Consider the following 25,371-nt stretch of genomic DNA (forward strand, 5'->3'; position numbering starts at 1 on the left):
CGATGTGAGGGTACCACGTCGGTTACCGCTCACAAATGAGGAACCCCCAGGAGACGATTCTGCATCCATGTAGATGCGGCCAGACATAATGTCACTCTGGACACAAAGGGCCCGTCCGGACACGCCGCGGGAGAACGCAATGAAGACCAAGACACACGTATCACCGCTCCGACCCTCGATTCTCCTCGGAACCCCAGTCCGCTTCGCCGCCGCTGGTGTCATTACGCTTCTTCTGCTCGCCAGTCTCTCCATGCTTAGCGGTTGCAAGAGCAAGCCGGTCGCACCCGCTACCCCGGTGCAGGGCACACTGAATCCGGATGGCAGCTTTACGCCCGCACCGGCCCAACCGGCAACCGGCCAGCAGGGCGTCCTGCAGTCGGACGGAACCTATGCCCCGGCCCAGCCTGCGCCAGCGACAACACCTGCCCCGGCCACGGCATATTCCCCTGCGCCAGCACCAGCGTCTGGTCCCGCTCCAGCACCGGTGAAGCAATACGTGACACTTCCCGCCGGGACGCCCGTCTCGGTCACCATTACCCAGACTCTCTCGGCCAGCCATAACGAAGTTGGTGACGGCTTCTCCGGTGTTCTCTCCCAGTCCATTCCCGGCTTCTCCCGCGGAACTCGTGTTGCCGGCACCGTCGTCGCCGCCAAGGGACGCGGACGCTTCGCTGGCTCGGGCGCCCTTGGCATTGAACTCACCAGCATCGGCGGCGTCCGCGTGAGCTCCAGCGAGTACGAGCGCGAGGCCAAGGGACGCGGCAAGCGCTCGACCGGCTTCATCGCCGGAGGCGCAGGCCTCGGCGCGCTGATTGGCGGTCTGGCTGGCGGCGGCAAGGGAGCCGCCATCGGAGCCCTCGCCGGCGGCGGTGGAGGCACGGCCGCGGCGGCGTACACCGGCGACCGCGACGTCGTCATCCCCTCCGAGTCCACCGTCACCTTCCGTCTGCGCAGCTCCGTCCAGGTCCGCTAGCGCAATCGACTCACCCAAAGGCGGCGCCAGCCTGATGCTGGCGCCGCCTTTGCTTTGCGTCATTTTCCATATTTGCCCACAATTGCTAGTCATTCCCATACCTGCCGCCAAGGCAGCGGTAAACTGAAACTATGCGTCTTAGCCCGGTCTTCCTCCTCTCCGCCACCAACCCGTCACACTTCCCCACGGAGGCCAAGACCCACAACGCGCCTGAGGTCGCCTTCCTCGGCCGTTCCAATGTCGGCAAGTCGTCGCTCATCAACGCGCTGCTAGGCTCCAAAGAGGCCCATACCTCGTCCACTCCAGGCCGCACCCGCGCCATCAATTTCTTCGCCCTGCACGAGGGCTCCGGCAACAACAAGAAGGCGCGCCCCACGCTCATCTTCGCCGATCTTCCCGGCTACGGCTACGCCAAGATCTCGAAGTCCATCTCCTCCGAGTGGCCCACCTTCATCGAGCCTTATCTCGCCGAACGCGACCAGCTCGCCCTCGCCGTCTGCCTCGTCGACACCAACATTCCGCCCCAGCCCTCGGACACGCAGCTCATCCACTACTTCCAGCAGATGCAGCGCCCCTACCTCGTCGTCGGGACGAAGGCCGACCGCGTCTCGAAGAACGTCCTCAACAAGAACATGGCGGCGCTGCGCAAGGTTCACGAGATCGACGACATCCTGCCTGTTTCGGCCAAGACCAACGACGGCATCCCTCAGCTCTGGCAGCGTCTGCACGCCCTCGCCGAATAGGAGATCTCATGAAGCTCTTCCAGGTAGCCGAGCCTCTCGAAGTCGTGTCGTGCGATCTCTCCGGATCCAGCTTCCACGACGTCAACCTCTCCGGCGTAAAGCTCGAGAACATCAAGCTCACCGGCGCGCACCTGGAAGACATCAACGCCACGGGCCTGGCGATCGAGAACGCCAACCTGACCAACGCCTCCATCACAGACTGCACCCTCGACGGTATGACGATCAACGGCATTCTCGTCACCAATTTGCTGGCCGCATACCTAGCCGGCAAGTAAGCAACAAAAAGAGTAACAAAATGGTCGACCCATCTCGACCGCTTTGCCGTAGCTTCTTTTTCCCGCTTTCTCCGTCTTACCCCACAGTCTCTTGCCTGTTCTTAAAGAAAAAAGCGGTGGCCAGCTTGGCCACCGCTCTCTGTCTCTCAGTGTCTATTCCCCGTAATACTCCAGCCCAAGATGGGTGATCAGGTTTTCACCCATGATGTGCCGCAGCGTGTTCTTCAGCTTCATCGACTGGATAAACAGATCGTGCTCCGGATACACACCCGGTGCCGTATCCGGGTCCTTGAAGTAGAAGCTCAGCCACTCCTGAATGCCAAGCCCACGCAGCCCCGGCGTGCGTGCTGCAAGATCCATGAACAGGCAGAGATCGAGCGCCAGCGGAGCTGCAAGGATCGAGTCGCGGCATAGGAAATCCACCTTCAACTGCATCGGATACCCAAGCCATCCGAAGATGTCGATGTTGTCCCAGCCCTCTTTGTTGTCGCCGCGCGGCGGATAGTAGTTGATCCGGACCTTGTGATAGATGTCGCCATACAGGTCCGGATGAAGATCCGGCTGGAAGATGTGTTCCAGCACGCCCAGCTTCGACACTTCCTTGGTCTTGAAGCTCTCCGGATCGTCCAGCACCTCGCCATCGCGATTGCCCAGGATATTCGTCGAGTACCATCCGCTGACGCCCAGCATGCGCGTCTTGAAGGCCGGAGCCAGCACGGTCTTGATGAACGTCTGCCCCGTCTTGAAGTCCTTCCCGCAGATCGGCGCGTTCATCTTCTTCGAGAGTTCACGCAGCGCGGGAATATCGACCGTCAGGTTGGGCGCGCCGTTCGCAAACGGAATTCCCTCCTTCAGCGCTGCCCACGCATACAGCATCGAGGGCGAGATCCCTGGATCGTCGTTCACCAGGCCCTTCTCGAACACCTCCAGCGTCTGATGAACCTCCGTCTGTTCGAGATAGATCTCGGTCGACCCGCACCAGATCATCACCTGCCGGTCGGTCTTCGTCTTGAACTCCGCGATGTCGTTGCGGATCTGGTTGGCGAGGTCGCACTTGTTCTTGCCCACCTTGACCTTCTGCCCCGTCAGCCTCTTGACGTAATGTTGATCGAACACACCCGGCATCGGCTCGATCGACTCGAGGAACGGCCGCATCGACTCCAGTTGATCGCGCTCCAGCACGCCGGCCGTCTTGGCTGCGTCATACAGGTTGCCGCCGAAGATATCCCATCCGGTAAACACAATGTCGTTCAGATCCGCGATCGGTACGAAGTCCTTGATCAGCGGCGAGTGCCCATCGGTTCTCTTGCCCAGGCGAATCGTGCCCATCTGCGAGATCGATCCGATGGGCTTCGCGAATCCGCGCCGCACGGCTTCGACGCCTGCGATCAGCGTGGTGGCAACGGCTCCCATGCCGGGGATCATGATTCCAAGTTTTCCTGTGGCTGGCTTGATGCTGGCCGCGTCTTCGTGTGCGGCTCCGGGTGTCGACATGCTTCGGTAACCTTCTCTCGTGTGCGTTGTTCCGCCTCTGCGGACGGGCTTAGTATGGCGCACGAAAAGTCGGTTTGCAAACGTTTTACCCTATCTCCGAATAGTAACCGCTGACTGGAAATCATCAGTAAAGACGCGGTTTTTATAGACACCGCTAACTAAGAATCGCCGCAAGGAAGCAAGACGTCACCGGGTTGGAAGGGCAGGAAAAAGACGGATAAAAAAGGTCCGAAAGCAAGGAGCCTTCGTCTTTTCTTATCCGTCTTTTATTCTCGTGATGCTGATGACGCCGTGCTCTTGGTGACTAAGAGGCCGAGGGTTCAGCCTTGATGCGGTTCTTCCAGTGCGAGGTCACAAACCAGATGATGCCTACCAGCAATACGAATTCGACACCCAGATGGAAGCGATGGAACACTTCCTTGAACTTCGGATTCGTCTCCCACTGGTTACCCAGTTTCATCCCCACATACGCCAGCGCATAGCACCACGGCCACGAGCCGATGAACGTATACACATGAAAGCGAAGCTGGTTCATCTTCGCCACGCCCGCCGGCAGCGCGATAAACGTCCGCACGATCGGCAGCATGCGACCGATCAACACCGTAATCGATCCATATTTCGCAAAGAAGTGCTCGACGAGATCCAGATCGCGCCGGCTGAGGAGCACATAGCCACCAAAGCGCTCGACCATGGGCCGTCCGCCCTTTGCGCCCACCCAGTACGCAGGAATCGAGCCGATATTGCCCGCGATCGACGCCAGCGTCGCCAGGATCACCAAGTCCCACTGCGAGTGCGCCAGAAACGCGCCGGCAAAGGGCATAATCACCTCAGACGGAATCGGAACACACGCCGACTGCAGCGCCATGAAGAGCAGAACGAGGGTGTACTTACCAGTGACGCTAAGGCCTGTGAGCAGGGCGACAAGTTTTGCGGACATACCGGCAAGTATAACGGGTCGCGCATTTTGGTAGCATGAAAGGTATGGCAGACACGATCACCGCTCCTCCCGCAGGCCGTCCCGCATCGAGCTACGGCGCCGCTCCCCACGATCCTTCCAAGCCGCCCGTGAAGCGCCAGATCGTCTGCTTCACCTTCTACAAGGTCATGCCCGAATGGCGGCGCCTCCCTGCCGAAGAAAAAGAGGCCCACAAGGCCGCGTTCGCCGAGGTCCTCGCCCGCTGGAACAAGCCCGGTGAGTTCCTCTCCCTCACCTACTCCACCATCGGCACCCGCGGCGACGTCGACATGTGCCTCTGGAGCATCGGCTACGCGGTCGACGAACTCAACAAGATGCGCTCGGAGCTCATGGCCACGCCCCTCGGCGGCTATCTCAACGTACCCCACAACTTCCTCGCCATGACCAAGCGCTCGCAGTACCAGATCGACCGTCCCGACGAGAGCGAAGGCGAGGGCCGCGGTGCCATCCGTCCCGGCGGCCAGAAGTACATCTTCATCTACCCCTTCTGGAAGACGCGTCCCTGGTACCTGCTCTCCGCCGAAGAGCGCAAGCGCCTCATGGACGAGCACATCCGTATCGGCCTCATGTACCCGCGCGTCAAGCTGAACACGACCTACTCCTTCGGCATCGACGACCAGGAGTTCGTAGTCGCCTTCGAGACCAACTTCCCCGAAGACTTCCTCGACCTCGTCCAGCAGCTCCGCGAGACCGAGATCAGCCTCTACACCCTGCAGGACACGCCGATCTTCTCGTGCGTCCGCCTGCAGCCGACCGAGATGCTCAACCGCCTCGGATAACAGGCATCGGCATGGATCGTCGAACGCGCTTCTCGTGATCAGGGCACCATCCCTGGTCACGGGGAGCGCGTTCTTGATTCGTAAGCCTTCCACGATCTCCATCTCGAAGCAGCCCTTCGGTTCCTTCGCAAAAAAAAAGAGCCAGACAGAGGGGAGAAATTCTCCCTTCTGCCTGGCCGTGGATGGACGTCTTTCCTGGTTAGTTCGTGGTGGACGTTCTATGACGGCGTGCCACGTGGCGGCGCGCAGAACCGTTGAGCGACGGACGAACCGTCGACGGATCGAACGTGGTGCCGCCATTGTTGTAGGTTGCACCGGAGGGCAGAAGCACGTCGTCGGCGCTCCGTCCCGAAGCATCTCCAACCCGCACTTCGATGCGCGATCCGTCCACACCCTTTTCGATGAGGTAGGCACGAACATTCACGCTGCGCTTTTCTCCGGCGATCTGATCTTCATCGCTCGAATACTTGCCGACAATCACGAGCTTCGAAGCAGGATCGCGGTTGAGGTTCAGCGCGACGTCATCGAGGCAGGCCTTGCCCTCGTTGTCCACGCGCACAGGGCGCTTCCGGTCACGCTCGAACGAGACGCTGCAGAGTGACTGCGACTGAGGTACGGCCGCGACCACGGGGGGAACCTCGATGGTGACCGTCGTGCTCGCCATCGCGGTCTTGCCGAGGTCGTCAACGACGTTGCAGGTGATGTTGATCGTGCCCGGGGGAACGCCGTTAGTGGAGAGGGTTGTCGTGGGACCGGTGCCGGCAATCTGTCCCGCGGTCGAGGAATACGAGTAGGTCAACGGACGGTTCTGCGGGCTGACACCGTTGGCGGTGATGGTGGAGCTGTCACCGGTCTTCAGTGTGCTGGGCGTAGCGCTGCAAGTGACGGTGGGCGGCTCGTACGGCTTAACCGTAAAGCTTCCCTGGCAGCTTGCCTGTTCGTTCACGCGGCGCCCCTGCGAGACGTGGCCGGTGACGGTGTAGTCGCCGGGCGCAAGACCAGCGGTTGAGATGGAAGCACCTCCATCATTGGGTGTGAGCATACCGCCGGAAGACTTCCACTCGTACACGGTCTTGTGCTTCGGATCGAGATTGAGCGCCTGAGCCGTAACATTGAGGGGATCGCCGGGGTAGATGACAGCTGGGCTGACCGGGCAGGCGAGCTGCACGGGAAGAGGCTCCGCCATGCTGCCAAAGCGGGCAACGAGACCACCGGAGATCTTATAGGCATAGATCTCTCCGAGGCCGCCGTTGAATCCAGGAGCCGGAGAGAGCGGGCCGTAGTTGACCTGCGAGTAGTGGAAGTCCGCCTGGACGGGACGGACGGCGATGCGGTTATGCCACCAGGGCAGGATGTAGTCGACGCCTACACCGCCAGTGGTCGCCCAGCCCCAGGTAGGAGGCTGGTTGATGGGGCCTGAGATGCGCGCGGCTCCTCCAAGAAGATGCACGAAAGGAACGAGCCTGCCGAACTGATAACGGAAGACCGGACCGGCTTCGGCCGTGTAGTAGTTGGGATCTTTGTACTGGCACCAGAGGCCCTGGGAAGCACACTTGGCCGCAAGCACGTCGGAGTTCGGTCCGGAGAAGTATCCGCCTTCCACCTGTACACCGATGTGCCGGTTGAAGTACCCGGTAAAGCTGAGGGTCGCGTTCGGGTTGTACACCGGCTGATAGTGATAATTGTTGATGTCGCTGTCGACCGGGTGGATGTAACCGTAACCGGCATAGATATCGAACCGGTCGAGCGCGGGAACATCGCCATGTGGCTGCTGTTGGCGTGCATTTGCCTGAGCGCTTGCAGCTACGACCGGGGTGAGCGAACAGAGAACAAGCAACAAGAAATGGAACATTCTGGGAAAACGGGAATACATCGGGGAGGTCTCCTTAATTCATGACATCGCCGGGAAGCTGCGCCACCGGCTTCGTCATAAGGTGACAAATGCTGATGGCCCAACACGAACACCCGCGTAACGGCGAACTTGCCGATACACATAGCGATAACAACTCTGATGACATGGGTTGCCGGGGCTGTTGCCCGCAGCGAGAGGAGGGCGTGCAGATGTTGTTTACAGGACGCAACGTTTTTGGAACTGCGGTCCCAACAAACGGATCCTACAGAAAAAGCGTCCTCCGAAGTCATCGCGTCGCCACGTCATCGCCCATCGGTTATCCTCTAACTTCAAACGCCATGCCTACAAAAAAGCCTGCAAAAAAATCCGCCAGGGCACTTACTCCTCCGCAGAAGCTCACCCCCAGGGCGCGTAAGCTGGCCATCGAAGGTGTCCCCGCCGCGAAGGCCCGCACGATCGCCGCGACCGAACCCGTCTCCCCGAAGATCAAGCGCGGCCGCACCATCAAACCCACCTCCCCGGAGCGGGTCGCCGCCATCCTCGATGCGCTCGCCAAAACCTACCCCGGCGTCGTCTGCGCCCTCACCCACCGTAACGCCTTCGAGCTCGTCATCGCCACGGCGCTCTCCGCCCAGACCACCGACGTCAACGTCAACAAGGTCACGCCGGAGCTCTTCGACTTCTTCCCCACCCCGAAAGCCCTGGCCGCCGCTCCACTCGAGGAGATCGAGCGCATCATCCACTCCACCGGCTTCTACCGGGCCAAAGCAAAAAACATCAAGGCCGCCGCGCAGGTCCTCGTCGACAAATTCAAAGGCAAGGTCCCCGAGACCATCGAAGAGCTCATTCTGCTTCCCGGCGTAGCCCGTAAGACCGCCAACGTCGTCCTCGGCTCCTGGTTCGGCATTCCCTCGGGCGTCGTCGTGGACACGCACGTCTCGCGCATCTCGCAGCGGCTCGAGCTCACCAAGAGCACCACACCCGAGAAGATCGAGCTGGACCTTCAGAAGATCATCCCGCAGGACCGCTGGATCAACTTCTCCCACGAACTCATCCACCATGGCCGCCAGGTCTGCATCGCGCGCAACCCAAAGTGCACCGACTGCACGCTGGAGAAGATCTGCAATTCCCTCGACAAGACTTGGTACAGCCACTGATGGCCGCAAAGAATAAAACGGCGCCTCAACCCCTACAATGAAACGAGTAGCATCCAACCAAGTTCAGTGACCCTCCGACCTCACCACACGCTCGCCCTCTGCCTCGCTCTCGCCGTGCCTCTGGCCGCGCAGCAGACCCACGACGCCCCCGCGATCCCCGCGCCCATCCGCAACCTCATCGTCCTCGACCCAGCCCACGGCGGCTCAGACTCCGGCGCTCACCTCACGGACAGCCTCCTCGAAAAAGACCTCACCCTCGCCCTCGCCGGACGGCTGAAGTCCACGCTCACCGCACACGGCTTTCAGGTCATCACCACTCGCGACGGCGACACCGGCCCCACCTCCGACCAGCGCGCCGAGCTGGCCAACCACGCCCGCGCCTCGGTCTGCCTGCTCCTGCATGCCAGCAACTCCGGCTCCGGAGCCTACCTTGCCGCGTCCTCCCTCACGCCCTCCGACGACGAGCACATCGCTCTCCCCTGGGACACCGCCCAGTCCGCCTACGTCGGCGACTCCGCCTCGCTGCTCGATCTCGCCAGCAAGGCCTTCACCTCGGCCCGCGTTCCCGCCATCACCCTGCGCTCCTCCGTTCCGCCCATCGACTCCCTCACCTGCCCCGCGCTCTTGCTCGAACTCGCTCCCAACGGCAGGACCCCTGTCACCAGCGCCGATTACCAGCAAAGCGTCGCCGACGCACTCACCGCCGCCATTACCGCATTCCGCGATCAGAACGACACCACCCTCAAGAACGCAGCTCCGATCCCAACCCCACCCCCCACGCCCGTCAAGCCGAAGGTCCCCAGGCCCGTAACGCCCAAGACCCCGGGAGCTGCCCAGTGATCCCACGCTACCAGCGCATCCTCTTCTGGTCTCTCATCGGCTGCGTGCTGCTCATGTTCGCCTTCCTGCTGCGCGGTTGCGAGCAGGTTCACAAGCGCCTCAAGGGTACCGGCAACCTCGCGCCTCTCTCCGCGCCCAACGCCAACAGTCCCGAGACCGTCACCTTCTACCTCGCGTCCGATGCCGATGCCTCCATCACGCCCACCCAGCGCCAGGTAGCCCTTCCCGCCGAGCCCACGATCCGCGCCCGCGCCCTGCTCGAAAACCTCATCACCCAGTACGGCGATACCGAATCCGCCCATCCGCTGAAGCAGGGCTCCGCCGTGGCCGATATCTTCCTCCTCACCATGCCGTCGCCACCCCCAACGGCCAACACCACCAACCGCCTCGACTCCCTCTCGCGCTCCTCGACCGGAGAGACCGCCGTCATCAACCTGCGCGGCAGCTTCGCCGACAACCACCCCTCCGGCGTCGTCGTCGAAACGCTCACGCTCCAGTCCATCATCGGCACCCTGCACGCCGCACTGCCCCAGATCGACCAGGTGCGCTTCCTCGTCGACGGGAAGCCCCGCGAAACCCTCGCCGGCCACGCTAGCCTCCTACGCGCCTACCAGGCCACCGATACCGCCAACCGTCCCCTCGTTCCGCTCGATTCCAAGTAAGCCATCATGCCGACCCCCACCATCACCCTAGGCGTCTTCGACTCCGGATTCGGCGGACTCACCGTCCTGCGCGAACTCCTTCCGCTCATCCCCGGAGCCCGCTACCTCTACCTTGGCGATACCGCCCGCCTTCCCTACGGCTCCAAATCCCGCGAGACCATCGCCCGTTACGCCCTGTCGAGCGGCCGTTTCCTGCTCGAGCAGGGGGCCCAGCACCTCGTCGTAGCCTGCAACACGGCAACGGCTCTCGCTCTTGATGACCTGAAGCACGACCTGCCCATCCCGGTCACCGGCGTCATCGCGCCCGGAGCCGCCGCCGCCAAAGCCGCACCCGGCAGCCACGTCCTCGTTCTCGCGACCTCGGCCACTGTTCAGTCGGGAGCCTACACCAGGGCTCTCGAAGCCCAGGATCTTACCGCCACGGAGAAAGCCTGCCCGCTCCTCGTGCCTCTGGTCGAGGAGGGCTGGCTCGACAATACCTCCGAAACCCAGTCCGTCACCGCCGAGGTGCTCCGCATCTATCTCGCCGAAGCCCAGCGCGAGGCCCCCCACGCCACCTCCCTGCTGCTTGGCTGCACCCACTACCCCCTGCTCAAACCCCTGATCGAAGCCACTCTCCTCACCATGAACTACCCGCTGCAAATCATCGACTCCGCGCAGGCCACCGCCCTCGCCGTAGCCCGGACCATCCACACCGAACCCACGACCCAGATCTCCAGCGCAAGCTTCTATGCCACCGACTCCATCGAGAAGTTCCAGCGCCTGGGCTCCCGCTTTCTCGGGCACCCACTCCCTCCCGTAGAACTCATCGATCTGGGCGGCTAGACCTGGGGCGGTTAGACCTGTTCCCTTATCCCTGATCCCTGTACCCTGTCCTTATGCCTTATCTCCTCAAATCCGAACCCGACAAGTACTCCTACGACGACCTTCTCCGCGACGGCGAAACCACCTGGGACGGCATCAAGAATAACCAGGCCCTCATCTATCTGCGCAACATGAAGAAGGGCGAGAAGCTCGTCATCTATCACTCCAACGTTGGCAAGGCCGCCATCGGGACTGCATCCGTCGTCTCCAACGGGACAGACCCCGACGATCCCAAGACGCCCATCGTCCGCATCAAGCCAGGCAAGCGTCTCAAGCGCGAGAAGACACTCGACGACCTCCGCAACTCGCCCCTCTTCACCGACTCGCTCCTCTTTCGCCAGTTCCGCCTCTCCGTCGTTCCCATTACCGATGAGCAATACGACTGGCTTGTCCACGGATAAGCAGCTTCTGCTCGCCACCGGCAACGGTCCGGCGTAACATAGACCACGGGCCACGCAACACCTTCCTCCTGGGTAAACCGATGCATCTCTTCTCTTGGGTTGATAACCGGACGCTGATCGTCTGCCAGTGCATCATGGCTGCGGTGTTCTCCCTTGTCCTCTTCTGCATCTGGCGCCTTTATCCGCAGCTTCGCGGCGTCGGCTCCATGGCGATCGGCTTCTCCCTCGGCATTCCCACCGCGGCCCTCTTCGCCGCTCGCGGACACATTCCGAACTTCCTCTCCATCGTCGTCGCTAACTTCTTCATCTTCCTGCTCTACGTCTTCCTGTACCGCGGTGTGCTGCTCTTCTGCCAGTCCCGCGGATACATGCCCGCTCTCCTTACCCTCGCCGGCGTCTCGCTCGTGGTCCTTACCTACTACAGCGAGGTGCAGCACAACATCATCCCGCGCATCTTCGTCATCTCGCTCACGGTCGGCGTGGCACGCGCCCTCATGGCGTACGAGATCTATAAACGCTCCGCCGGCCAGATGCACATGATCCTCTTCTCCATCACCCTGGGCCTGTTCTCCGCCAGCACCCTCATCAAGGCGCTGCTCGTCCCCCTCCAGGGCTCCCCGGACAGCTTCCTCACCAACGATCCCATCCAGTCCACGCAGCTCCTCTCCGGCATCCTCTTCGTCTGCGTCGACGGCATGTTCTACCTCACCATGCTCATTCGCGAGGTCACCTCCACCATCGAGCACCAGGCGCAGCTCGACTTCCTTACCGGTACGCTCAACCGCCGCGGCATCGAAGAAGCGCTCATCGTCGAGATCGCACGCACCCGCCGCAGCCAGCGGCCCATCGCTGTCCTCCTCATCGACATCGACCACTTCAAATCCATCAACGACATCCAGGGTCACGCCGCCGGCGACGAAGCCCTCCGACTCGTTTCGCGCTCCATCGCCTCCGTCCTGCGCATCTACGACACGCTCGGCCGCTTCGGCGGCGATGAGTTCCTTCTCGTTCTTCCCGAGACCACCGGCGAACCTGCCATGATGATCGCCGAACGCATCCGCGAAGCCCTCATCAGCATGTCCGCCACGGCGCGCATCCCGCCCATGACCCTCTCCATCGGCGTCACCTTCTTCGAGCGCAACGAGGAACCCATCGACATCATCGGTCGCGCCGACGCAGCCCTCTACGAGGCCAAACGCGCCGGGCGCAACTGCTCCCGTCTCCAGCCGCCGCCGGATCTTGGCAACCCGGGACCCCATCCGCACGTCGCGCTCCCCCGAGCCACGCTGCTCAGCCGCGTCACCTCCCGCCGCCGCACCCGCAATACCACGCTCTAGCCTCGAGCGCATACAATAGCATGAACCCCTCAACGCGATGCTCTCGCACGCACCCACAGCATCCTCCCCAGGGCTAAAGCATGCATCCTCTTACATGGCTGGATAACCGAACCCTCCTCGCGTGCCAGTGCATGCTCGCGAGCTCCTTCGCCTGCCTTCTGCTCGGTTTCCGCTCCGCTTACCCAGCCCTCCGCGGAGCCCGCACCTTGGCATCCGCCTTCCTTCTCGGAATCCCCGGCATCCTGCTCATTGCCATGCGCGGCCACATCTCGTTTTTCCTCTCGGTGGTCACCGGCAACCTGCTTGTCTACGTTTCGCTCCTGCTGCTCTACCGGGGAGTCCTTCTTATCTTCAACGAAAAGCGCTACTTCACCTTCGCGCTGGTCTTCGTCTGCATCACCGGCGCGCTCCACGTCTACTACGCGCTCATCGACGAACGCATCGTCCCGCGCATCGTCATCGCCAGCGTCACCATGGGCGTTCTGTCGCTGCTCAAGGCCTGGACCGTCTTCGTTCATGCCGAGCGCCGCATACACCGCATCCTCTTCGTTATCTCCCTCTTGTCCGCCGGCTGCATCAGCCTTGGACGCGGCGTCCTCACCCTCATCCACGGCGCGCCCCACGACTACATGCAACAGAACCCCGTGCAAACGTACGCCCTTCTGCTCGGCCTCTTGTATATCGCCGTCCAGGGCATCTTCAACCTCTCGCTCATGTACTTCGATCTCGCCTCCACCATCAGAGACAAGGCCCACCGCGACCCCCTCACCAGCATCCTCAACCGTCGCGCCATCGAGGACAAGCTCCAGGAGGAACTCTCCCGCGGAGACCGCACCGGATGGCCCGTCTGTGCGCTCCTCATCGACGTCGATTTCTTCAAGTCCGTCAACGACACCCACGGCCACGCCGCCGGCGACCACGCCCTCAAGCTGGTCGCCGAAACCCTCACCGCCAGCCTCCGCCCCTTCGACCACCTCGGACGCTTCGGAGGCGACGAGTTCCTGCTCATCCTCCCCGAACTCACCCTCCCCGATGCCTCAGCCCGCGCCGAGTCCTTCCGCGTGGCCCTCGCCCGCACCGACGCCCCCACCCTTTCCATCGGCATCGCCGAGTCCGACCCCGGTGAATCGGCCCCTGCACTCCTCGCCCGCGCCGACGCCGCCCTTTACAGCGCCAAGCACGCCGGCCGCGACTGCATCCGCCTCCATCACTCCGCCGCCATCCACCCCAGCGATCAATCGGCATCGATGGGCACCTGAGCCGCCTCTATTCGCCCCGCGCCACCTCGTCTAGAATCTCGACATACAGACGTGAACATCCTCCACTGGCTCGACAATCGAACACTGATCGCCATCCAGGTCCTGTCCGTTGCCACCTTCGGCTTCGCCCTGCTGGCGCTTCACCGGTACGACCGCTCCATCCGCGGTGCCGGCACGCTCGCCGCGGCCTTCCTCCTCGGGGCCCCAGGACTCATCCTGCTCGCCCTTCGTGGCGTCATCCCCGACTTCTACAGCATCATCGTCTCGAACGCCTGCACCTACGTCGGATACCTCCTCACCTACCGGGGCATCCGGCAGTACCTTCGCGCACCCGGCTATCTTCCCCCCGTCTACACCGTTACCGCCATCTTCTTCGGCGCGCACGTGTACTACAGCACTCTCGACAAGCGAATCGTCCCCCGAATCATCCTCTCCGCCAGCTACATCGCCCTCTGCCGACTCCTCACCTCGGCCACGCTCTTTCGCAACGCCGAGGGCCTGCCGCACCGCATCCTCTTTGCCTGCTCGCTCGTCGTCCTCGGACTCATCAGCGCCTCCCGGGCTCTCCTGACCGCACTGCACGGTGCCCCCCAGAACTTCATGCAGCGCAACGCCGTCCAGACCTCGACCCTCGTCTCAGGCATCGTCTACATCTTCATCGAAGGCACCTTCTCCTTCATGCTGGTCAGCTTCGCCATCACCAGCCGCCTATCCCGCCGCGCCCAGCAGGACACCCTGACCGGCGTCTACACTCGCCGCGCCATCGAAGAGAAGCTCTGCGAGGAACTTGCCCGCGGCGCGCGCACCGGAACCCCCACCGCCGTGCTCCTGCTCGACGTCGACCACCTCAAAACCATCAACGACACCCTCGGCCACAACTCAGGCGACGAGGCTCTCAAGAAAGTCGCCTCTACGGTCTCCGCCGTCCTCCGCCCCTTCGACCACCTCGGACGCTACGGCGGCGACGAATTCCTCCTCATCCTCCCCGACATCGGGATAGAAAACGCCTTCATTGTGGCCGACCGCTTCCGCAAGGCACTCTCCCAGCTCCCCACCGCACCCACCCTTTCGATCGGCATCGCCCAGTCCGACCCCGGCGAATCCACCCCATCCCTGCTCGCCCGGGCCGACACAGCCCTCTACCAGGCCAAGAGCGCGGGGCGCGACTGCATCCGCTTCCTGCACTCTGGCGGCGACGCTATCCCCGTCCGCATCACTCCCGTCCCCCGCTGAACTGCTATCCTTACCCTCGGAAAGAATTCGAGGAGCAAACACCGCATGATCGATCTCAAAGGCAAAGTCGCCGTCATCTTCGGCCTCGCCAACAAGCGCAGCATCGCCTACGGCATCGCCCAGAAGTTCGCCGAGGCCGGAGCAACCCTCGTCCTCAGCTATCAGTCCGAGCGCCTCCGCAAGGAATCCGAGCAACTCATCGAGGATCTCGGCCAGACCGGGACCGCCAAGGCCTACCAGTGCGACGTCGCCAACGACGCCGAGATCGACGCCCTCTTCGCGCAGATCAAGGACACCTTCGGAACAATCCACTCCGTCGTCCACGCCGTCGCCTTCGCCCCTCCCGCCGCCATCCACAACGACTTCCTCCTCACCACCCGCGACGACTTCCGCATCGCCCACGACATCAGCGCCTACTCGCTCATCGCCGTGGCCCGCGGAGCCGCGCCCCTCATGGAAGCCGGCGGATCCATCCTCACCCTCACCTACTACGGCGCCGACAAGGTCTTCCCCAACTACAACGTCATGGGCGTAGCCAAGGCCGCGCTCGAAGCCACCGTCCGCTACCTCGCGGCGTCGCTTGGCCCGCGCGGCATCCGCGTCAACGCCATCTCCGCCGGCCCCATCAAGACCCTCGCCGCACGCGGCATCGGGGACTTCTCGAAGATCCTCGACGCCGTCACCGAGCGCGCCCCCCTCAAGCGCAACGTCGACCAGTCCGAGATCGGCGGAGCAGCCCTCTTCCTCGCCAGCGACCTCGCCAGCGGCATTACCGGCGAGATCACCTTCGTCGACTGCGGCTACAATATCACCGGCCTCTAAAAGCGCCGCCAACGCAGTTGCCTCCCACCTCAATGCTGTGGTGCGGGGGCAACGCCTGGGTCTCTGTGTCACCCATTCCTCTCACGTCCAACGAAGGAACGCCATGTCCCTGACCACACTGCTCCTCCCGGAACTCCGCAATGAGCTCAAAGCCACCCGCACCGTTCTCGAACGCCTCCCTGCCAGGCCCGAGTACACCTGCCACGAGAAGTCCATGCCCCTCGGCAAGCTGGCCGCCCACGTAGCCCAGCTCCCCTCCTTCGGCTCCAATATCCTCACCACCCCCAACTACGACTTCGGCGTCGCCAAGCCGGAGCGTCTCGTCTTCGAAAGCCCCGAGCAGGTCGTAGCCGCCTTCGACAAGCTCGCCGCAAAGATCGAATCGGATCTCGCCTCCACCACCGACGCCGCCCTCGAAGAGACCTGGGCTCTCACTTTAACGGCCACCCCATCTTCTCCGGAACCCGCTTCGCCGCCTACCGCGCCATGTTTCTCAACCATCTCATCCACCACCGCGCCCAGCTCGGCGTCTACCTCCGCCTGCTCGACGTCCCGGTCCCCGCCACCTACGGTCCCTCCGCCGACGATCGCATGGGCTTCTAGCCTTTCCTTTCAGGCAAGTCATAACTCCCCTTTCGGTGCTATAGTTCCGCGACCACCAAAAGGGGAGTCCGCATGCGCCGCACGATCACCATCACTCTCTTAACCACCGCTCTGGCCGTATCGGCCCAAACACCCACCGCAAAGCCCCCCGCACGACCCGCCCCACCCACCCGAGCCCCCAACTCGCCCGGCTACGTTCCAGCCAAGGCCCTCCCCGACTCCACGAACGCTCCAGCCGCTACCGACGGCAACTTCATCCTAGGCCCCACCCATCCCGCCGACCCCGCCACCCTCCCGCACGAAGGCGTGCCCGAAGGCACCCTGACCACCATCACCATGCAGTCGACCGACTCCAAGCTCTATCCAGGCATCGCCCGCGATCCAGACACCTTCGGTACACCCGACCCAGCCGACCCGGCCAAGCTAGTCGTCACCACCAGCCACCCGGCGCCCTACACCCGCACCGTAACCGTCTACGTTCCCAAACAATACGTTCCCGGCACGCCCGCGCCGTTCATCGTTGGTGCCGACGGCCCCGACAAGCTCCTCTTCTCCACCCTCGACAACCTCATCGCCCAGAAGCGCGTCCCCGTCATGGTGGCCATCTCCATTCAGAATGGAGGAGGCGACGCCCAGGGCTCCGAGCGTGGACTCGAGTACGACACCATGTCGCCCCGCTACGCCGAGTTCGTCGAAACCGAAGTCCTGCCGCTCGTCGAAAAACAAGCCGGCGTCACCCTCACGAAAGACCCCGACGCACGCGCCACCATGGGCGGCAGCTCCGGCGGATCCTGCGCTCTCATCATGGCCTGGTTCCACCCCGACCTCTACCACCGCGTCCTCACCTACTCAGGCACTTTCATCAACCAGCAATGGCCACCCGATCCCAAGTACCCGCATGGCGCCTGGGGCTTCCACGAGAGCCTCCTATCCAGCGGAGACCCCAAGCCCATCCGCCTCTGGATGGAGGTCGGCGACCGCGACCTCTTTAATCCCAACGCGATGCGAGACAACATGCATGACTGGGTGCAGGCCAATGAAAACATGGCCTGGGTCCTCTCCGCCCGCGACTATCACTACCAGTTCGTCTTCGCCAGGAACGCCGGCCACGTCGACCGTGCCGTCAGGGCAGAAACCCTGCCCGAGGCCCTCGAATATATCTGGAAAGACTACTCAGCAAAAAATTAGCTCCAGCACCAAGCTCATAGCTGGAGCGACAAAACACGTGCCCCGCATCTCCAGCGAGATGCGGGGCACACGCAACACCAACCTGACGCAGCACGTCTTTACCGCCTGAAAATAACTCCACCCTTCATCACAAACCGCACCTTCTCAGTAGCCGAGATATCCTCCACCGGATTCCCTTCCACGGCAATCACATCGGCAAAATACCCCGCCTTCAACTCCCCAATCTTTCCCTCCCACCCGAGCAACTTCGCGCCGTTCAGAAGGTCCGCCTGCAGCACGTCCATAGTCGGCATCCCATACTTCACCATCAACACCATCTCCCGCGCCTGCGTCCCATGCGGAAATGGCCCGACATCGCTTCCCACCGCCATCGGCACACCCGCCGCAAGCTGCTTCTTGAAGTTCGCGGCATGAAACGCCTGCAGCGCCTTCTCCCGGTCGACCCGATCCCCCTCCGCGTGTTCTACAAAGTACTCCGAGATCGCAAACGTAGGCACCGCGAAGATTCCCTTCGCCTTCATCGCCGCCATCGTCTCGTCGCTCAACTGGTACGCATGATCCACCGACGCCACGCCCGCCGCAACCGCATAGCCCGTCCCAGGCTCCGTCGTCGCATGCACCGCAACGCCGTGGCCAGGCTGCCCGCCAAGTCGCGCTGCCTCCGCGACCGCAGCTCTCAGCTCCTCCACCGTGTACTGGTACGGAGCAGCAAGCCCCGAACCCTCCGCCCGGTCGTGCCCCGTCTCGTAGATCTTCGTGAAGTCGGCGCCTTCCTTTCTCTGCTGCCGCATCACCTTCACTATCTCCACCGCTGAATCCGCGTAGTCCGCATTTGAAAGCACCTTCTGCGCCGGATTGAACCCCGCGGCATCCTCGTGCCCGTTCGTCAGGTCGATCGCGTTCCCGCTCACCCGCATCCGCGGCCCCGGAATCATCCCCATATCGATCGCATCCCGCACCGCTGTGTCCGCACTCCCCGCGCCTTCGCTGCCCATATCCCGCTCGGCCGTGTACCCCGCCATCAGATCGTCCTTCGCCGCCGTCGCCGCCAGCAGCGTCCTCTGCGGGACGCTCTCCTGCACCGTCTGCAAATCTTCAGCCCCAGGATGCAGAAAGAGGTGCACATGCGCATCGATCAGCCCCGGCATCAGCGTCCGATCTCCCAGGTCGATCACCTGGACCTTCCCCGCCGGACGCTTCACCTTCGTCCCCACCTCGACGATCCTGTCCCCCACAACCAGCACCTCACCCGGAGCGATCACCTTGCCCTCACGCACATCCAGCAGACGAGCCGCGTGCAGCACCACCGCCGACTCCGGCTCCGCCAACTGCCCCATCGCAGCACTCCATGCCGAACCACCCAGAACAACCGCCGCCAGTACCCGAAAGAAAGGAGTCATCGTGCAAGCAGCATATCGCGAATCCCGCCATCCGCCCTCGCCAAACAGCGACAAAGCCGACGGATGCACCATCCCTCTCGTCCCCTTTTGCGGTCTCTCTCTCCCATCCAGAGAAACAATCCCATCCGGCATGGAACCAAACCGCACATGCCTCCGTACCCTCTCCTGTGGCACAACCACATAGAGCCATGTCATACTCATGTGGCATCACAACAGGAGCGAACACCATGCCCGAAGCCAAACTCGACCTCCTCCAGGGAACCCTCGATACCATGGTTCTCCAGACACTCCTCACCATGGGTGACATGCACGGCTACGGCATCGCCCGGCGCATCGAGCAGGTCTCCGGAGACGAGATCCTGCTCAACCAGGGAACCATCTACGCCTCTCTGGTCCGCCTCCAGCAGCGCGGCTGGATCTCCGCCGAGTGGGGCATCAGCGAGAACAATCGCAGCGCCAAGTTCTACGCCATCACCAAGGCCGGCATCAAGCAACTCGAAAAAGACGCCGCCTACTGGAACCGCCTCGCCGCCGTCATGGGCCGCGTACTCTCCATGGAAGGTGAAAAATGACCACCCTCCGCCAATCCATCCAGCGCTTTCGTTCCCTGTTCGGCCAGGAAGAGATCAACGCCGAAGTCTCCCGTGAGATGGCCGCCCACATCGCCATCGCCACCGATGAGAACCTTACCAGGGGCATGAGCCCCAACGAAGCTCGTCGACAGGCTTTGATTCAGTTCGGAGGCATCCAGCAGGCGCGCGACCAGCACCACGCTGCACGCGGCGTTCCCGCGCTCGAAACCCTGTTCCAAGACCTCCGCTACGCCTTCCGCACCCTCCGCCGCGATGCCGGCTTCACCACGGTTGCCGTGCTGATTCTGGCACTGGGCATCGGCGCGAATATCGTTGTGTTTTCCGTGGTCAACACGCTGCTGCTGCGGCCTTTGCCCTTTCCGCAACCGTCACAGCTTGTGCGCATTGCGCCTCTGGTGTCGAAGTGCGGAGCCTCCTGTGCGACGTACTCCACGGACGCCGTCCAGGAGTTCCAACGGCGCAACACTTCGTTTGAAAACGTCACCGGCTACGATGCCTTTACCGCTCCTGGCAACTGGAAGCTCAACACCGGCGGCGTCCCCAAGCCGTTCTCGCAGATCGAGGTGATGGAGAACTTTTTTACCACGCTCGGCGTGCAGCCCCTGATGGGCCGCCTTACGTTCAACCACCAGGAGTGGGAGCGCGGCGGACCCTCCGTCGTCATTGTGAGCTATCCCTTCTGGAAGCGCGAGCTCAATGGCGATCCCAACATCATCGGCAAATCCCTCACCTTCGGCACTACGCCCAACACCGTGATCGGCGTCCTGCCGGAGTCGTTCGACTTCGGAGCCATTTATTCGCCGGGCGCCAAGATGGACCTCTTCACGCCCTACCTGTACGACAAGTTTCGCGAGTGGGGCAACATGATCTCTCTCACCGGTCGGCTCAAGCCGGGCGTGAGCCTCCCCGCCGCACAGGCCGAAGCCAACCTCCTCTTTCCCACCCTCTATGGCAGCGTGAAGCAAGGGTGGAAGGGCGGCTATGACGGCCATCTCACTGATCTGAAGCAGTACATCGCCGGCAGCCTCCGCTCCTCGCTCATCGTCCTCTGGTGCGCCGTCGGACTCATCCTCCTCATCGTCTGCGTCAACCTCTCCAACCTTCTCCTCGCCCGCGCAGCCGCCCGCGCCAAGGAGTTCGCCGTCCGCTCCGCCCTCGGTGCCGCCCGCAGCCGCATCGTCCGCCAACTCCTCACCGAATCCCTTCTCCTTTCTGCCGCAGGAGGCCTACTCGGCCTCGCCTTCGCCTTCGGAGCCGTCTTCTACCTCGCCCATCAGGGCTCCATCGCCCTGCCCCTCATGTCCAGCATCGCCATCGACAAAGAGGCCCTCGCCTGGACCCTCTTCATCGCCGTCGCCGCCGGTCTCCTCTTCGGCATCGTCCCCGGTCTCCGCATCTCCAGCGGCAACATCCAAAGCGCACTCAAGGACTCCGCCGCCAACACCACCGGGGGCACCTCCACCAACCGCCTCCGCACCACCCTCGTCGTCAGCCAGATCGCCCTCGCCTGCGTCCTCCTCGTCGGCGCCGGTCTCCTCCTCCGCAGCTTCCTCCGCGTCCTCGATGTCGACCTCGGCTTCGAGCCCTCCCGCGCCTCCGCCATGCTCCTCGACATCCCCGACAGATTCCACGGAACCACCGCCGCCGACTACGCCGCCTTCAACCGCGAGGTCATTCACCGCATCGAGCAGGTCCCGGGAGTTCAGTCCGCCGCCATCACCGACTCCCTCCCTATGTCCCGCAACCGCTCCTGGGGCATCTCCGCCAAGGGCAAGCACTACGAGAAGGACGAGCTCCCCGGCACCTTCGTCTACATCGTTACCCCCGGCTACCTCCACACCATCGGCATGCGCCTCGTCAAAGGCCGCGACATCGCCTGGGACGACGTCGACCCCAAACAAGCCGTCGTCGTCGTCAACCAGACCGTAGCCCGCTACCTCTGGCCCAACGAAGACCCCATCGGACGCATAGCCCTCGTCGGCGGAGCGGACGCTCGCGTCATCGGCGTCATCGAAGACGTACGCGAGACCAGCGCCGAGGCCAAATCAGGCTGGCAAATGTACCTCTCCGCTGCCGCCCCGCAGTTCGGCTCCTCCGACCCCAATCTCGTCATCCGCTCCACCCTGCCCGCCGCCACGCTCCGACCGGCGGTCCTCGCGACCCTCCGCCAGCTCAACCCCGGCCAGCCCTCCGCCGACCTCAAGCCCATTCAGGAGATCGTCGACCACGCCGGCAGCCCCCGACGCTTCTTCGTCTACCTCGTCGCCATCTTCGCCACGCTCGGTCTTCTCCTCGCCTCGCTCGGCATCTACGGCGTCATCAGCTACTCCGTCACCCAACGCACCCAGGAGATCGGCATCCGCATGGCGCTCGGAGCAACCCAGCAAAACGTCCAGCTAGGCGTCTTGGGAAAAACCCTGCGCATGACCGCGATCGGCATCGCCGTAGGCACAGTAGCCTCCCTGGCCGTCTCTTCCCTCATCGCCACCCTGCTCTTCGGCACCAAACCCACCGACCCCATCACCTTCGGAGCCATCATCCTTCTGCTGGCCGTGGTAGCCCTGTTAGCCGGCTACCTGCCCGCCCGCAGAGCCAGTCGCATCAACCCCATGGTCGCCCTAAGAAACAACTAGCGCCACAAACCCGGGTGCCCCACATCTCGCCTTTGAGATGTGGGCTTGTCCCTTTCGATAAGGCCGAAACGATGGGTGCCCATTCTTTCCGTCTCATCGAGACGGTGGGGTATCAAGGGAAACGAGACCGCACCACTCATCCCGCCACCGAAACTACCCACCCGCCTTCTCCGTCAGCTCCGCCCACCGCGCATACAGCCCATCCGCAACCTCCTGCGCCTTCTCCATCTCATGCAGGGCCGCCGTCAATGCATCCGCGTTGGTCGCCACCGAAGGCTCATCCAGCAGGTCCCTGGCCGCATTCAGCCGCTCCTCCGCCGCCTCCACCGCAGCCTCGATCCCCGCATACTCCCGGGCCTCCAGGTAAGAAAGCTTCTTCTTCGCCGAAGACCCCTTCACATCCGGTCCCTGCGCCGAAGCCTTCTCCTCCATCAACTCTTCGCCGCCCTTACCCTGCCAGGCCTCCCACTGCGAGTAGTCTCCGAAGCGCTCGGCCTTACCCTTCCCATCCAGCCCAAGCACAATGGTCGACACGCGATCCAGCATGTAACGATCGTGCGTCACCAGCACCAGAGCCCCGGTGTACTCCAGCAGCGACTCCTCCAGAATCTCCAGCGTAGCGATGTCCAGATCGTTCGTCGGCTCATCCAGCAACAGCAGATCCGCCGGCTCCAGCATCAGCTTCGCGATCAACACACGCGCCCGCTCCCCACCGCTCAGCCTCTCCACCGGCTGGTTCAACTGCTCCGACGTAAACATGAACTTGGCCGCATAGCTGGCCACATGCACCACGCGTCCCTGGTACAACACCGAGTCCGAATCCGGAGCCAGCGCCCGCCGCAGTGTCACGCCCTCATCCAGCTCACGCAACTGCGAGAAGTAAACGACCTTCAGCGAAGCCGCCTTCTTCACCACACCCGAAGCCTGCTCCAGTTCCCCGGTCAGCAGCTTCAGAATCGTCGTCTTGCCGCTTCCATTCGGCCCAACAAGCCCGACGCGAACGCCGTTCGCAAAGAGGAAGTTCAACCCCTCCACAATGGTCCGTTCGCCCAGAACAATCGAGACATCCTCAAGCTCCACCAGCCGCTTCGTCTGCCGCTCCGTCGCCGAGAACTCAATCCCCGCCGAAGACGTCTGCGTCCTCTGGTTCACATCCTTCAACTGCCCGATCAGGTCGTTCGCGTTATCGATACGCGCCTTGGCCTTGGTCGACCGGGCCTTGGGCCCACGACGCAGCCAGTCCACCTCGATCTTCACCCGGTTCTTCAGCGCATCCTGCAGCTTCGACTGCGCTTCCATGTAGTTCGCCTTGCCCTCAACGAACTCCGAGTACGTCCCCTTCACCCGCAGAAGACCCTCCGCATACACGCGGTTCAGCTCCACCATCTCGGTAGCGACGTTCTCCAGAAAATAACGATCGTGGCTGATAATCACCTGCGCGAACGAGGCCTGCTTCAGCATCTCTTCCAGCCACGTAATCCCCGCCAGATCCAGATGGTTCGTAGGCTCATCGAGCAGCAACACATCCGGCCCCGTCACCACGGCCTCGGCAATGGCGAGCCTCTTCCTCCACCCGCCGCTCAGCTTGGCGGCCTCAGCCTCCAGGCTCGGAAACCCGGTCCTTCCGGAGGTCTCCCTCATCCGTCCTTCGCGTTCGGCCTCGCTCACCCCGGCCCGCTCCAGCGCGGCCTCCAGCACATCCCGAATCGAGAGCCCCGGCGCAAACACCGACTCCTGCTTCACGTACCCGATGCGCGCCCGCTTGCGCATCGCCACATCGCCCTCGTCGGCGTCCTGCTCCCCCGCCAGCACCTGCAGCAGCGTCGACTTACCAGCGCCATTCGGACCAATCAGCCCAATACGATCACCATCAGAGACAACAAAACTAATCTCACGAAACAAAGCATTCGCGCCAAAGGCCTTCGTCAAACCCTGCGCATTCAAAATAGGAGGCATACGCAAGTTTACCGCGTCGGCGCCAGGATCCCATTCCTGACCAACGGGAGGGCCTCGCGAAGCAGTGATCAGTCACGAAGTGGCCACCTCCCGCGCAGAGCGCTCGCCCGGCAGGACACAGCCTCTAGTCCAGATCGAACTCCCGAAAAGGCCTCTCCGTCACCGGACTTTCCTTAGCCTTCTTCACCGCCTCGGCGAACTTCTTCGCCATCACATCGTCCTTGTTCTTCTGCGCGTCCAAACTCTGTTTGAACAACGAATCCCGACGGGCATCCGCCTCGCGCAACGCCGCCGCGGCCGCCCCAAAGTCCTCGAACGTCTTCTTCCGCGGAGCCGCCGTATGCCCAATCACACTCCGCGTCACCGGATCGATCGTCAACATCGCACCACAGTCCGGACAGCTCACCTCAAACGCCTCATCGCTCAAACCCATCGCGCACCACCCTCTGCTTATGATCCTAGTCCGCTATTCTAAAACCAGAGCGAGCCAAGCATGAATAACCCCTTCGACCCCGCCACCCTCTTCGTCGATCCCGACTCCTCCGCCACCCGCTACAACGCAAGCCACCCAGGCACACCGGAGATCGCCTTCCTCGCCGCCCAACCCCAGGCCATCTGGCTCACGGATACAGCGAGCACCCCCGCCAGACTCCGGAACGCCCTCACCCAACTCCCCGGCACCGAAACCGCCGTCTTCGTCGTCTACAACATCCCCGGTCGCGACAACAACGGTGCCTCCGCCGGCGGAGCCGCCACCCTCGAAGAGTACGAACAGTTCATCGACACCATCGAGAGCCTCACCGCGCCCTTCGCCCCCGTCTTCATCCTCGAGCCCGATGCCCTGCCCTTCATCCCCCAGCTCGAGGACGACGCCGCCCAGCTTCGCGGCGCATGCCTCGCCTACGCCATCGACCAGCTCTCCGAAGCCGGCACAGTCTACCTCGACGCCGGCCACGCCGCATGGCTCTCCGCAGCAGAGACCGCCAGCCTCTACAAGGCACTGGGAACCAAAGCCAACCGGGGCTTCTCCCTCAACGTCTCCAACTTCCGCACAGACGCTGAGTGTCAGGCCTACGCGCTGCAGCTCTTCAAAGCCACCGGCAAGCCCTCCGTCATCGACACCTCACGCAACGGAAACGGCCCTCCACAGAATGTGCAGGAAACCCAGAACCCAACCGGTCGCAAGATCGGCCAGCTCCCCCTGTCAATGGCCGCGTCCCAATCCGTCGACGCCAACCTATGGATCAAGTGCCCCGGCGAGTCCGACGGTCCGGCGGACGCCGGAGCATTCGTCCCCAGCCTCGCCATAGAGCTCGTGCGCGGCTAACACG

General features: G+C 62.9%; 25 protein-coding genes. 18 read left to right on the forward strand and 7 right to left on the reverse strand.

Going from position 1 to position 25,371, the window contains the following annotated elements:
- Positions 1–139: 139 nt before the first annotated feature.
- The 3 genes from BM400_RS22105 to BM400_RS15190 all read left to right on the forward strand — a co-directional run bounded on the left by BM400_RS22105 (position 140) and on the right by BM400_RS15190 (position 1,991).
- Positions 140–973 carry a hypothetical protein gene (locus BM400_RS22105; protein WP_089840290.1) on the forward strand — a complete coding sequence of 278 codons (834 nt, stop codon included), beginning with the start codon at positions 140–142 and terminating at the stop codon, positions 971–973.
- 131 nt (positions 974–1,104) lie between these two features.
- A complete protein-coding gene (gene yihA / locus BM400_RS15185; protein WP_089840292.1) occupies positions 1,105–1,716 on the forward strand; it encodes a ribosome biogenesis GTP-binding protein YihA/YsxC in 612 nt (203 codons plus the stop codon).
- 8 nt (positions 1,717–1,724) lie between these two features.
- Entirely contained in the window at positions 1,725–1,991 is a 267-nt protein-coding gene (locus BM400_RS15190) for a pentapeptide repeat-containing protein (protein ID WP_089840294.1), read from the forward strand.
- 153 nt (positions 1,992–2,144) lie between these two features.
- On the opposite strand, the gene BM400_RS15195 is transcribed toward BM400_RS15190, so the two are convergent.
- Together BM400_RS15195 and BM400_RS15200 are read right to left on the reverse strand one after the other, a co-directional pair.
- Positions 2,145–3,485 carry an inositol-3-phosphate synthase gene (locus BM400_RS15195; protein ID WP_089840297.1) on the reverse strand — a complete coding sequence of 447 codons (1,341 nt, stop codon included), beginning with the start codon at positions 3,483–3,485 and terminating at the stop codon, positions 2,145–2,147.
- A gap of 304 nt (positions 3,486–3,789) precedes the next feature.
- A complete protein-coding gene (locus tag BM400_RS15200) occupies positions 3,790–4,422 on the reverse strand; it encodes a DedA family protein (protein WP_089840299.1) in 633 nt (210 codons plus the stop codon).
- Between the two features lie 44 nt (positions 4,423–4,466).
- Between BM400_RS15200 and BM400_RS15205 the strand changes: the two genes are divergently transcribed.
- Positions 4,467–5,240, forward strand: coding sequence for a chlorite dismutase family protein (locus BM400_RS15205; protein WP_089840301.1), 774 nt, complete (start codon positions 4,467–4,469; stop codon positions 5,238–5,240).
- A gap of 199 nt (positions 5,241–5,439) precedes the next feature.
- Here the strand turns inward: BM400_RS15205 and BM400_RS15210 are convergent, their stop codons facing one another.
- The gene (locus tag BM400_RS15210) at positions 5,440–7,077 is read right to left on the reverse strand and encodes an OmpA family protein (protein WP_175529049.1); all 1,638 of its coding nucleotides are present in this window, start codon (positions 7,075–7,077) and stop codon (positions 5,440–5,442) included.
- Between the two features lie 353 nt (positions 7,078–7,430).
- Here BM400_RS15210 and nth point away from each other — a divergent pair, with 353 nt between their 5' ends.
- The 9 genes from nth to BM400_RS15255 all read left to right on the forward strand — a co-directional run bounded on the left by nth (position 7,431) and on the right by BM400_RS15255 (position 15,667).
- A complete protein-coding gene (gene nth / locus BM400_RS15215; RefSeq protein WP_089840305.1) occupies positions 7,431–8,249 on the forward strand; it encodes an endonuclease III in 819 nt (272 codons plus the stop codon).
- Between the two features lie 66 nt (positions 8,250–8,315).
- Positions 8,316–9,089, forward strand: a complete 774-nt coding sequence (locus tag BM400_RS15220; protein ID WP_175529050.1) for an N-acetylmuramoyl-L-alanine amidase family protein — start codon at positions 8,316–8,318, stop codon at positions 9,087–9,089.
- Entirely contained in the window at positions 9,086–9,751 is a 666-nt protein-coding gene (locus BM400_RS15225) for a GerMN domain-containing protein (RefSeq protein WP_089840309.1), read from the forward strand. The genes BM400_RS15220 and BM400_RS15225 overlap by 4 nt, the downstream gene beginning before the upstream one ends.
- A gap of 6 nt (positions 9,752–9,757) precedes the next feature.
- Positions 9,758–10,576: a glutamate racemase gene (gene murI, locus BM400_RS15230; protein ID WP_089840311.1), complete on the forward strand. Its 819-nt coding sequence runs from the start codon at positions 9,758–9,760 to the stop codon at positions 10,574–10,576.
- Between the two features lie 53 nt (positions 10,577–10,629).
- On the forward strand, positions 10,630–11,016 hold the full coding sequence (locus BM400_RS15235; protein WP_089840313.1) for an EVE domain-containing protein: 387 nt from the start codon (positions 10,630–10,632) through the stop codon (positions 11,014–11,016).
- 80 nt (positions 11,017–11,096) lie between these two features.
- Positions 11,097–12,353 carry a GGDEF domain-containing protein gene (locus BM400_RS15240; protein ID WP_089840315.1) on the forward strand — a complete coding sequence of 419 codons (1,257 nt, stop codon included), beginning with the start codon at positions 11,097–11,099 and terminating at the stop codon, positions 12,351–12,353.
- Positions 12,354–12,433: 80 nt separating this feature from the next.
- Positions 12,434–13,612, forward strand: coding sequence for a GGDEF domain-containing protein (locus tag BM400_RS15245; protein ID WP_089840317.1), 1,179 nt, complete (start codon positions 12,434–12,436; stop codon positions 13,610–13,612).
- Positions 13,613–13,663: 51 nt separating this feature from the next.
- Entirely contained in the window at positions 13,664–14,845 is a 1,182-nt protein-coding gene (locus tag BM400_RS15250) for a GGDEF domain-containing protein (RefSeq protein WP_089840319.1), read from the forward strand.
- A 45-nt stretch (positions 14,846–14,890) separates the two neighbouring features.
- On the forward strand, positions 14,891–15,667 hold the full coding sequence (locus BM400_RS15255; protein ID WP_089840321.1) for an enoyl-ACP reductase FabI: 777 nt from the start codon (positions 14,891–14,893) through the stop codon (positions 15,665–15,667).
- Between the two features lie 288 nt (positions 15,668–15,955).
- On the opposite strand, the gene BM400_RS22995 is transcribed toward BM400_RS15255, so the two are convergent.
- The gene (locus BM400_RS22995; RefSeq protein WP_175529051.1) at positions 15,956–16,114 is read right to left on the reverse strand and encodes a hypothetical protein; all 159 of its coding nucleotides are present in this window, start codon (positions 16,112–16,114) and stop codon (positions 15,956–15,958) included.
- Between the two features lie 39 nt (positions 16,115–16,153).
- On the opposite strand from BM400_RS22995, the gene BM400_RS23000 reads away from it, so the two are divergent.
- Both BM400_RS23000 and BM400_RS15265 read left to right on the forward strand, forming a co-directional pair.
- Entirely contained in the window at positions 16,154–16,270 is a 117-nt protein-coding gene (locus BM400_RS23000) for a DinB family protein (protein ID WP_141223958.1), read from the forward strand.
- Between the two features lie 72 nt (positions 16,271–16,342).
- A complete protein-coding gene (locus BM400_RS15265; protein WP_089840325.1) occupies positions 16,343–17,458 on the forward strand; it encodes an alpha/beta hydrolase in 1,116 nt (371 codons plus the stop codon).
- Between the two features lie 98 nt (positions 17,459–17,556).
- Here BM400_RS15265 and BM400_RS15270 read toward each other — a convergent pair whose 3' ends face one another.
- On the reverse strand, positions 17,557–18,858 hold the full coding sequence (locus BM400_RS15270; RefSeq protein WP_089841991.1) for a metal-dependent hydrolase family protein: 1,302 nt from the start codon (positions 18,856–18,858) through the stop codon (positions 17,557–17,559).
- 227 nt (positions 18,859–19,085) lie between these two features.
- Here BM400_RS15270 and BM400_RS15275 point away from each other — a divergent pair, with 227 nt between their 5' ends.
- Both BM400_RS15275 and BM400_RS15280 read left to right on the forward strand, forming a co-directional pair.
- On the forward strand, positions 19,086–19,430 hold the full coding sequence (locus BM400_RS15275) for a PadR family transcriptional regulator (RefSeq protein ID WP_089840326.1): 345 nt from the start codon (positions 19,086–19,088) through the stop codon (positions 19,428–19,430).
- Positions 19,427–22,084 (forward strand): ABC transporter permease, encoded by a 2,658-nt coding sequence (locus BM400_RS15280; protein ID WP_089840328.1) that lies wholly within the window; start codon positions 19,427–19,429, stop codon positions 22,082–22,084. The genes BM400_RS15275 and BM400_RS15280 overlap by 4 nt, the downstream gene beginning before the upstream one ends.
- A gap of 153 nt (positions 22,085–22,237) precedes the next feature.
- On the opposite strand, the gene BM400_RS15285 is transcribed toward BM400_RS15280, so the two are convergent.
- Positions 22,238–24,040, reverse strand: coding sequence for an ABC-F family ATP-binding cassette domain-containing protein (locus BM400_RS15285; protein ID WP_089840330.1), 1,803 nt, complete (start codon positions 24,038–24,040; stop codon positions 22,238–22,240).
- 124 nt (positions 24,041–24,164) lie between these two features.
- On the reverse strand, positions 24,165–24,473 hold the full coding sequence (locus tag BM400_RS15290; RefSeq protein ID WP_089840332.1) for a hypothetical protein: 309 nt from the start codon (positions 24,471–24,473) through the stop codon (positions 24,165–24,167).
- Positions 24,474–24,533: 60 nt separating this feature from the next.
- Between BM400_RS15290 and BM400_RS15295 the strand changes: the two genes are divergently transcribed.
- On the forward strand, positions 24,534–25,367 hold the full coding sequence (locus BM400_RS15295) for a glycoside hydrolase family 6 protein (RefSeq protein ID WP_089840334.1): 834 nt from the start codon (positions 24,534–24,536) through the stop codon (positions 25,365–25,367).
- The last annotated feature ends 4 nt before the right edge of the window (positions 25,368–25,371 follow it).

The sequence above is a fragment of the Granulicella pectinivorans genome (assembly GCF_900114625.1).
Classification (GTDB): domain Bacteria; phylum Acidobacteriota; class Terriglobia; order Terriglobales; family Acidobacteriaceae; genus Edaphobacter; species Edaphobacter pectinivorans.

What these genes read in the sequence shown, in the direction of transcription:
- BM400_RS22105 (WP_089840290.1), top strand. Translation starts at nt 140, where the DNA reads ATGAAGACCAAGACACACGTATCACCGCTCCGACCCTCGATTCTCCTC.
- yihA (WP_089840292.1), top strand. Translation starts at nt 1,105, where the DNA reads ATGCGTCTTAGCCCGGTCTTCCTCCTCTCCGCCACCAACCCGTCACAC.
- BM400_RS15190 (WP_089840294.1), top strand. Translation starts at nt 1,725, where the DNA reads ATGAAGCTCTTCCAGGTAGCCGAGCCTCTCGAAGTCGTGTCGTGCGAT.
- BM400_RS15195 (WP_089840297.1), bottom strand. Translation starts at nt 3,485, where the DNA reads ATGTCGACACCCGGAGCCGCACACGAAGACGCGGCCAGCATCAAGCCA.
- BM400_RS15200 (WP_089840299.1), bottom strand. Translation starts at nt 4,422, where the DNA reads ATGTCCGCAAAACTTGTCGCCCTGCTCACAGGCCTTAGCGTCACTGGT.
- BM400_RS15205 (WP_089840301.1), top strand. Translation starts at nt 4,467, where the DNA reads ATGGCAGACACGATCACCGCTCCTCCCGCAGGCCGTCCCGCATCGAGC.
- nth (WP_089840305.1), top strand. Translation starts at nt 7,431, where the DNA reads ATGCCTACAAAAAAGCCTGCAAAAAAATCCGCCAGGGCACTTACTCCT.
- murI (WP_089840311.1), top strand. Translation starts at nt 9,758, where the DNA reads ATGCCGACCCCCACCATCACCCTAGGCGTCTTCGACTCCGGATTCGGC.
- BM400_RS15235 (WP_089840313.1), top strand. Translation starts at nt 10,630, where the DNA reads ATGCCTTATCTCCTCAAATCCGAACCCGACAAGTACTCCTACGACGAC.
- BM400_RS15240 (WP_089840315.1), top strand. Translation starts at nt 11,097, where the DNA reads ATGCATCTCTTCTCTTGGGTTGATAACCGGACGCTGATCGTCTGCCAG.
- BM400_RS15245 (WP_089840317.1), top strand. Translation starts at nt 12,434, where the DNA reads ATGCATCCTCTTACATGGCTGGATAACCGAACCCTCCTCGCGTGCCAG.
- BM400_RS15255 (WP_089840321.1), top strand. Translation starts at nt 14,891, where the DNA reads ATGATCGATCTCAAAGGCAAAGTCGCCGTCATCTTCGGCCTCGCCAAC.
- BM400_RS23000 (WP_141223958.1), top strand. Translation starts at nt 16,154, where the DNA reads ATGTTTCTCAACCATCTCATCCACCACCGCGCCCAGCTCGGCGTCTAC.
- BM400_RS15265 (WP_089840325.1), top strand. Translation starts at nt 16,343, where the DNA reads ATGCGCCGCACGATCACCATCACTCTCTTAACCACCGCTCTGGCCGTA.
- BM400_RS15270 (WP_089841991.1), bottom strand. Translation starts at nt 18,858, where the DNA reads ATGACTCCTTTCTTTCGGGTACTGGCGGCGGTTGTTCTGGGTGGTTCG.
- BM400_RS15275 (WP_089840326.1), top strand. Translation starts at nt 19,086, where the DNA reads ATGCCCGAAGCCAAACTCGACCTCCTCCAGGGAACCCTCGATACCATG.
- BM400_RS15280 (WP_089840328.1), top strand. Translation starts at nt 19,427, where the DNA reads ATGACCACCCTCCGCCAATCCATCCAGCGCTTTCGTTCCCTGTTCGGC.
- BM400_RS15285 (WP_089840330.1), bottom strand. Translation starts at nt 24,040, where the DNA reads ATGCCTCCTATTTTGAATGCGCAGGGTTTGACGAAGGCCTTTGGCGCG.
- BM400_RS15290 (WP_089840332.1), bottom strand. Translation starts at nt 24,473, where the DNA reads ATGGGTTTGAGCGATGAGGCGTTTGAGGTGAGCTGTCCGGACTGTGGT.
- BM400_RS15295 (WP_089840334.1), top strand. Translation starts at nt 24,534, where the DNA reads ATGAATAACCCCTTCGACCCCGCCACCCTCTTCGTCGATCCCGACTCC.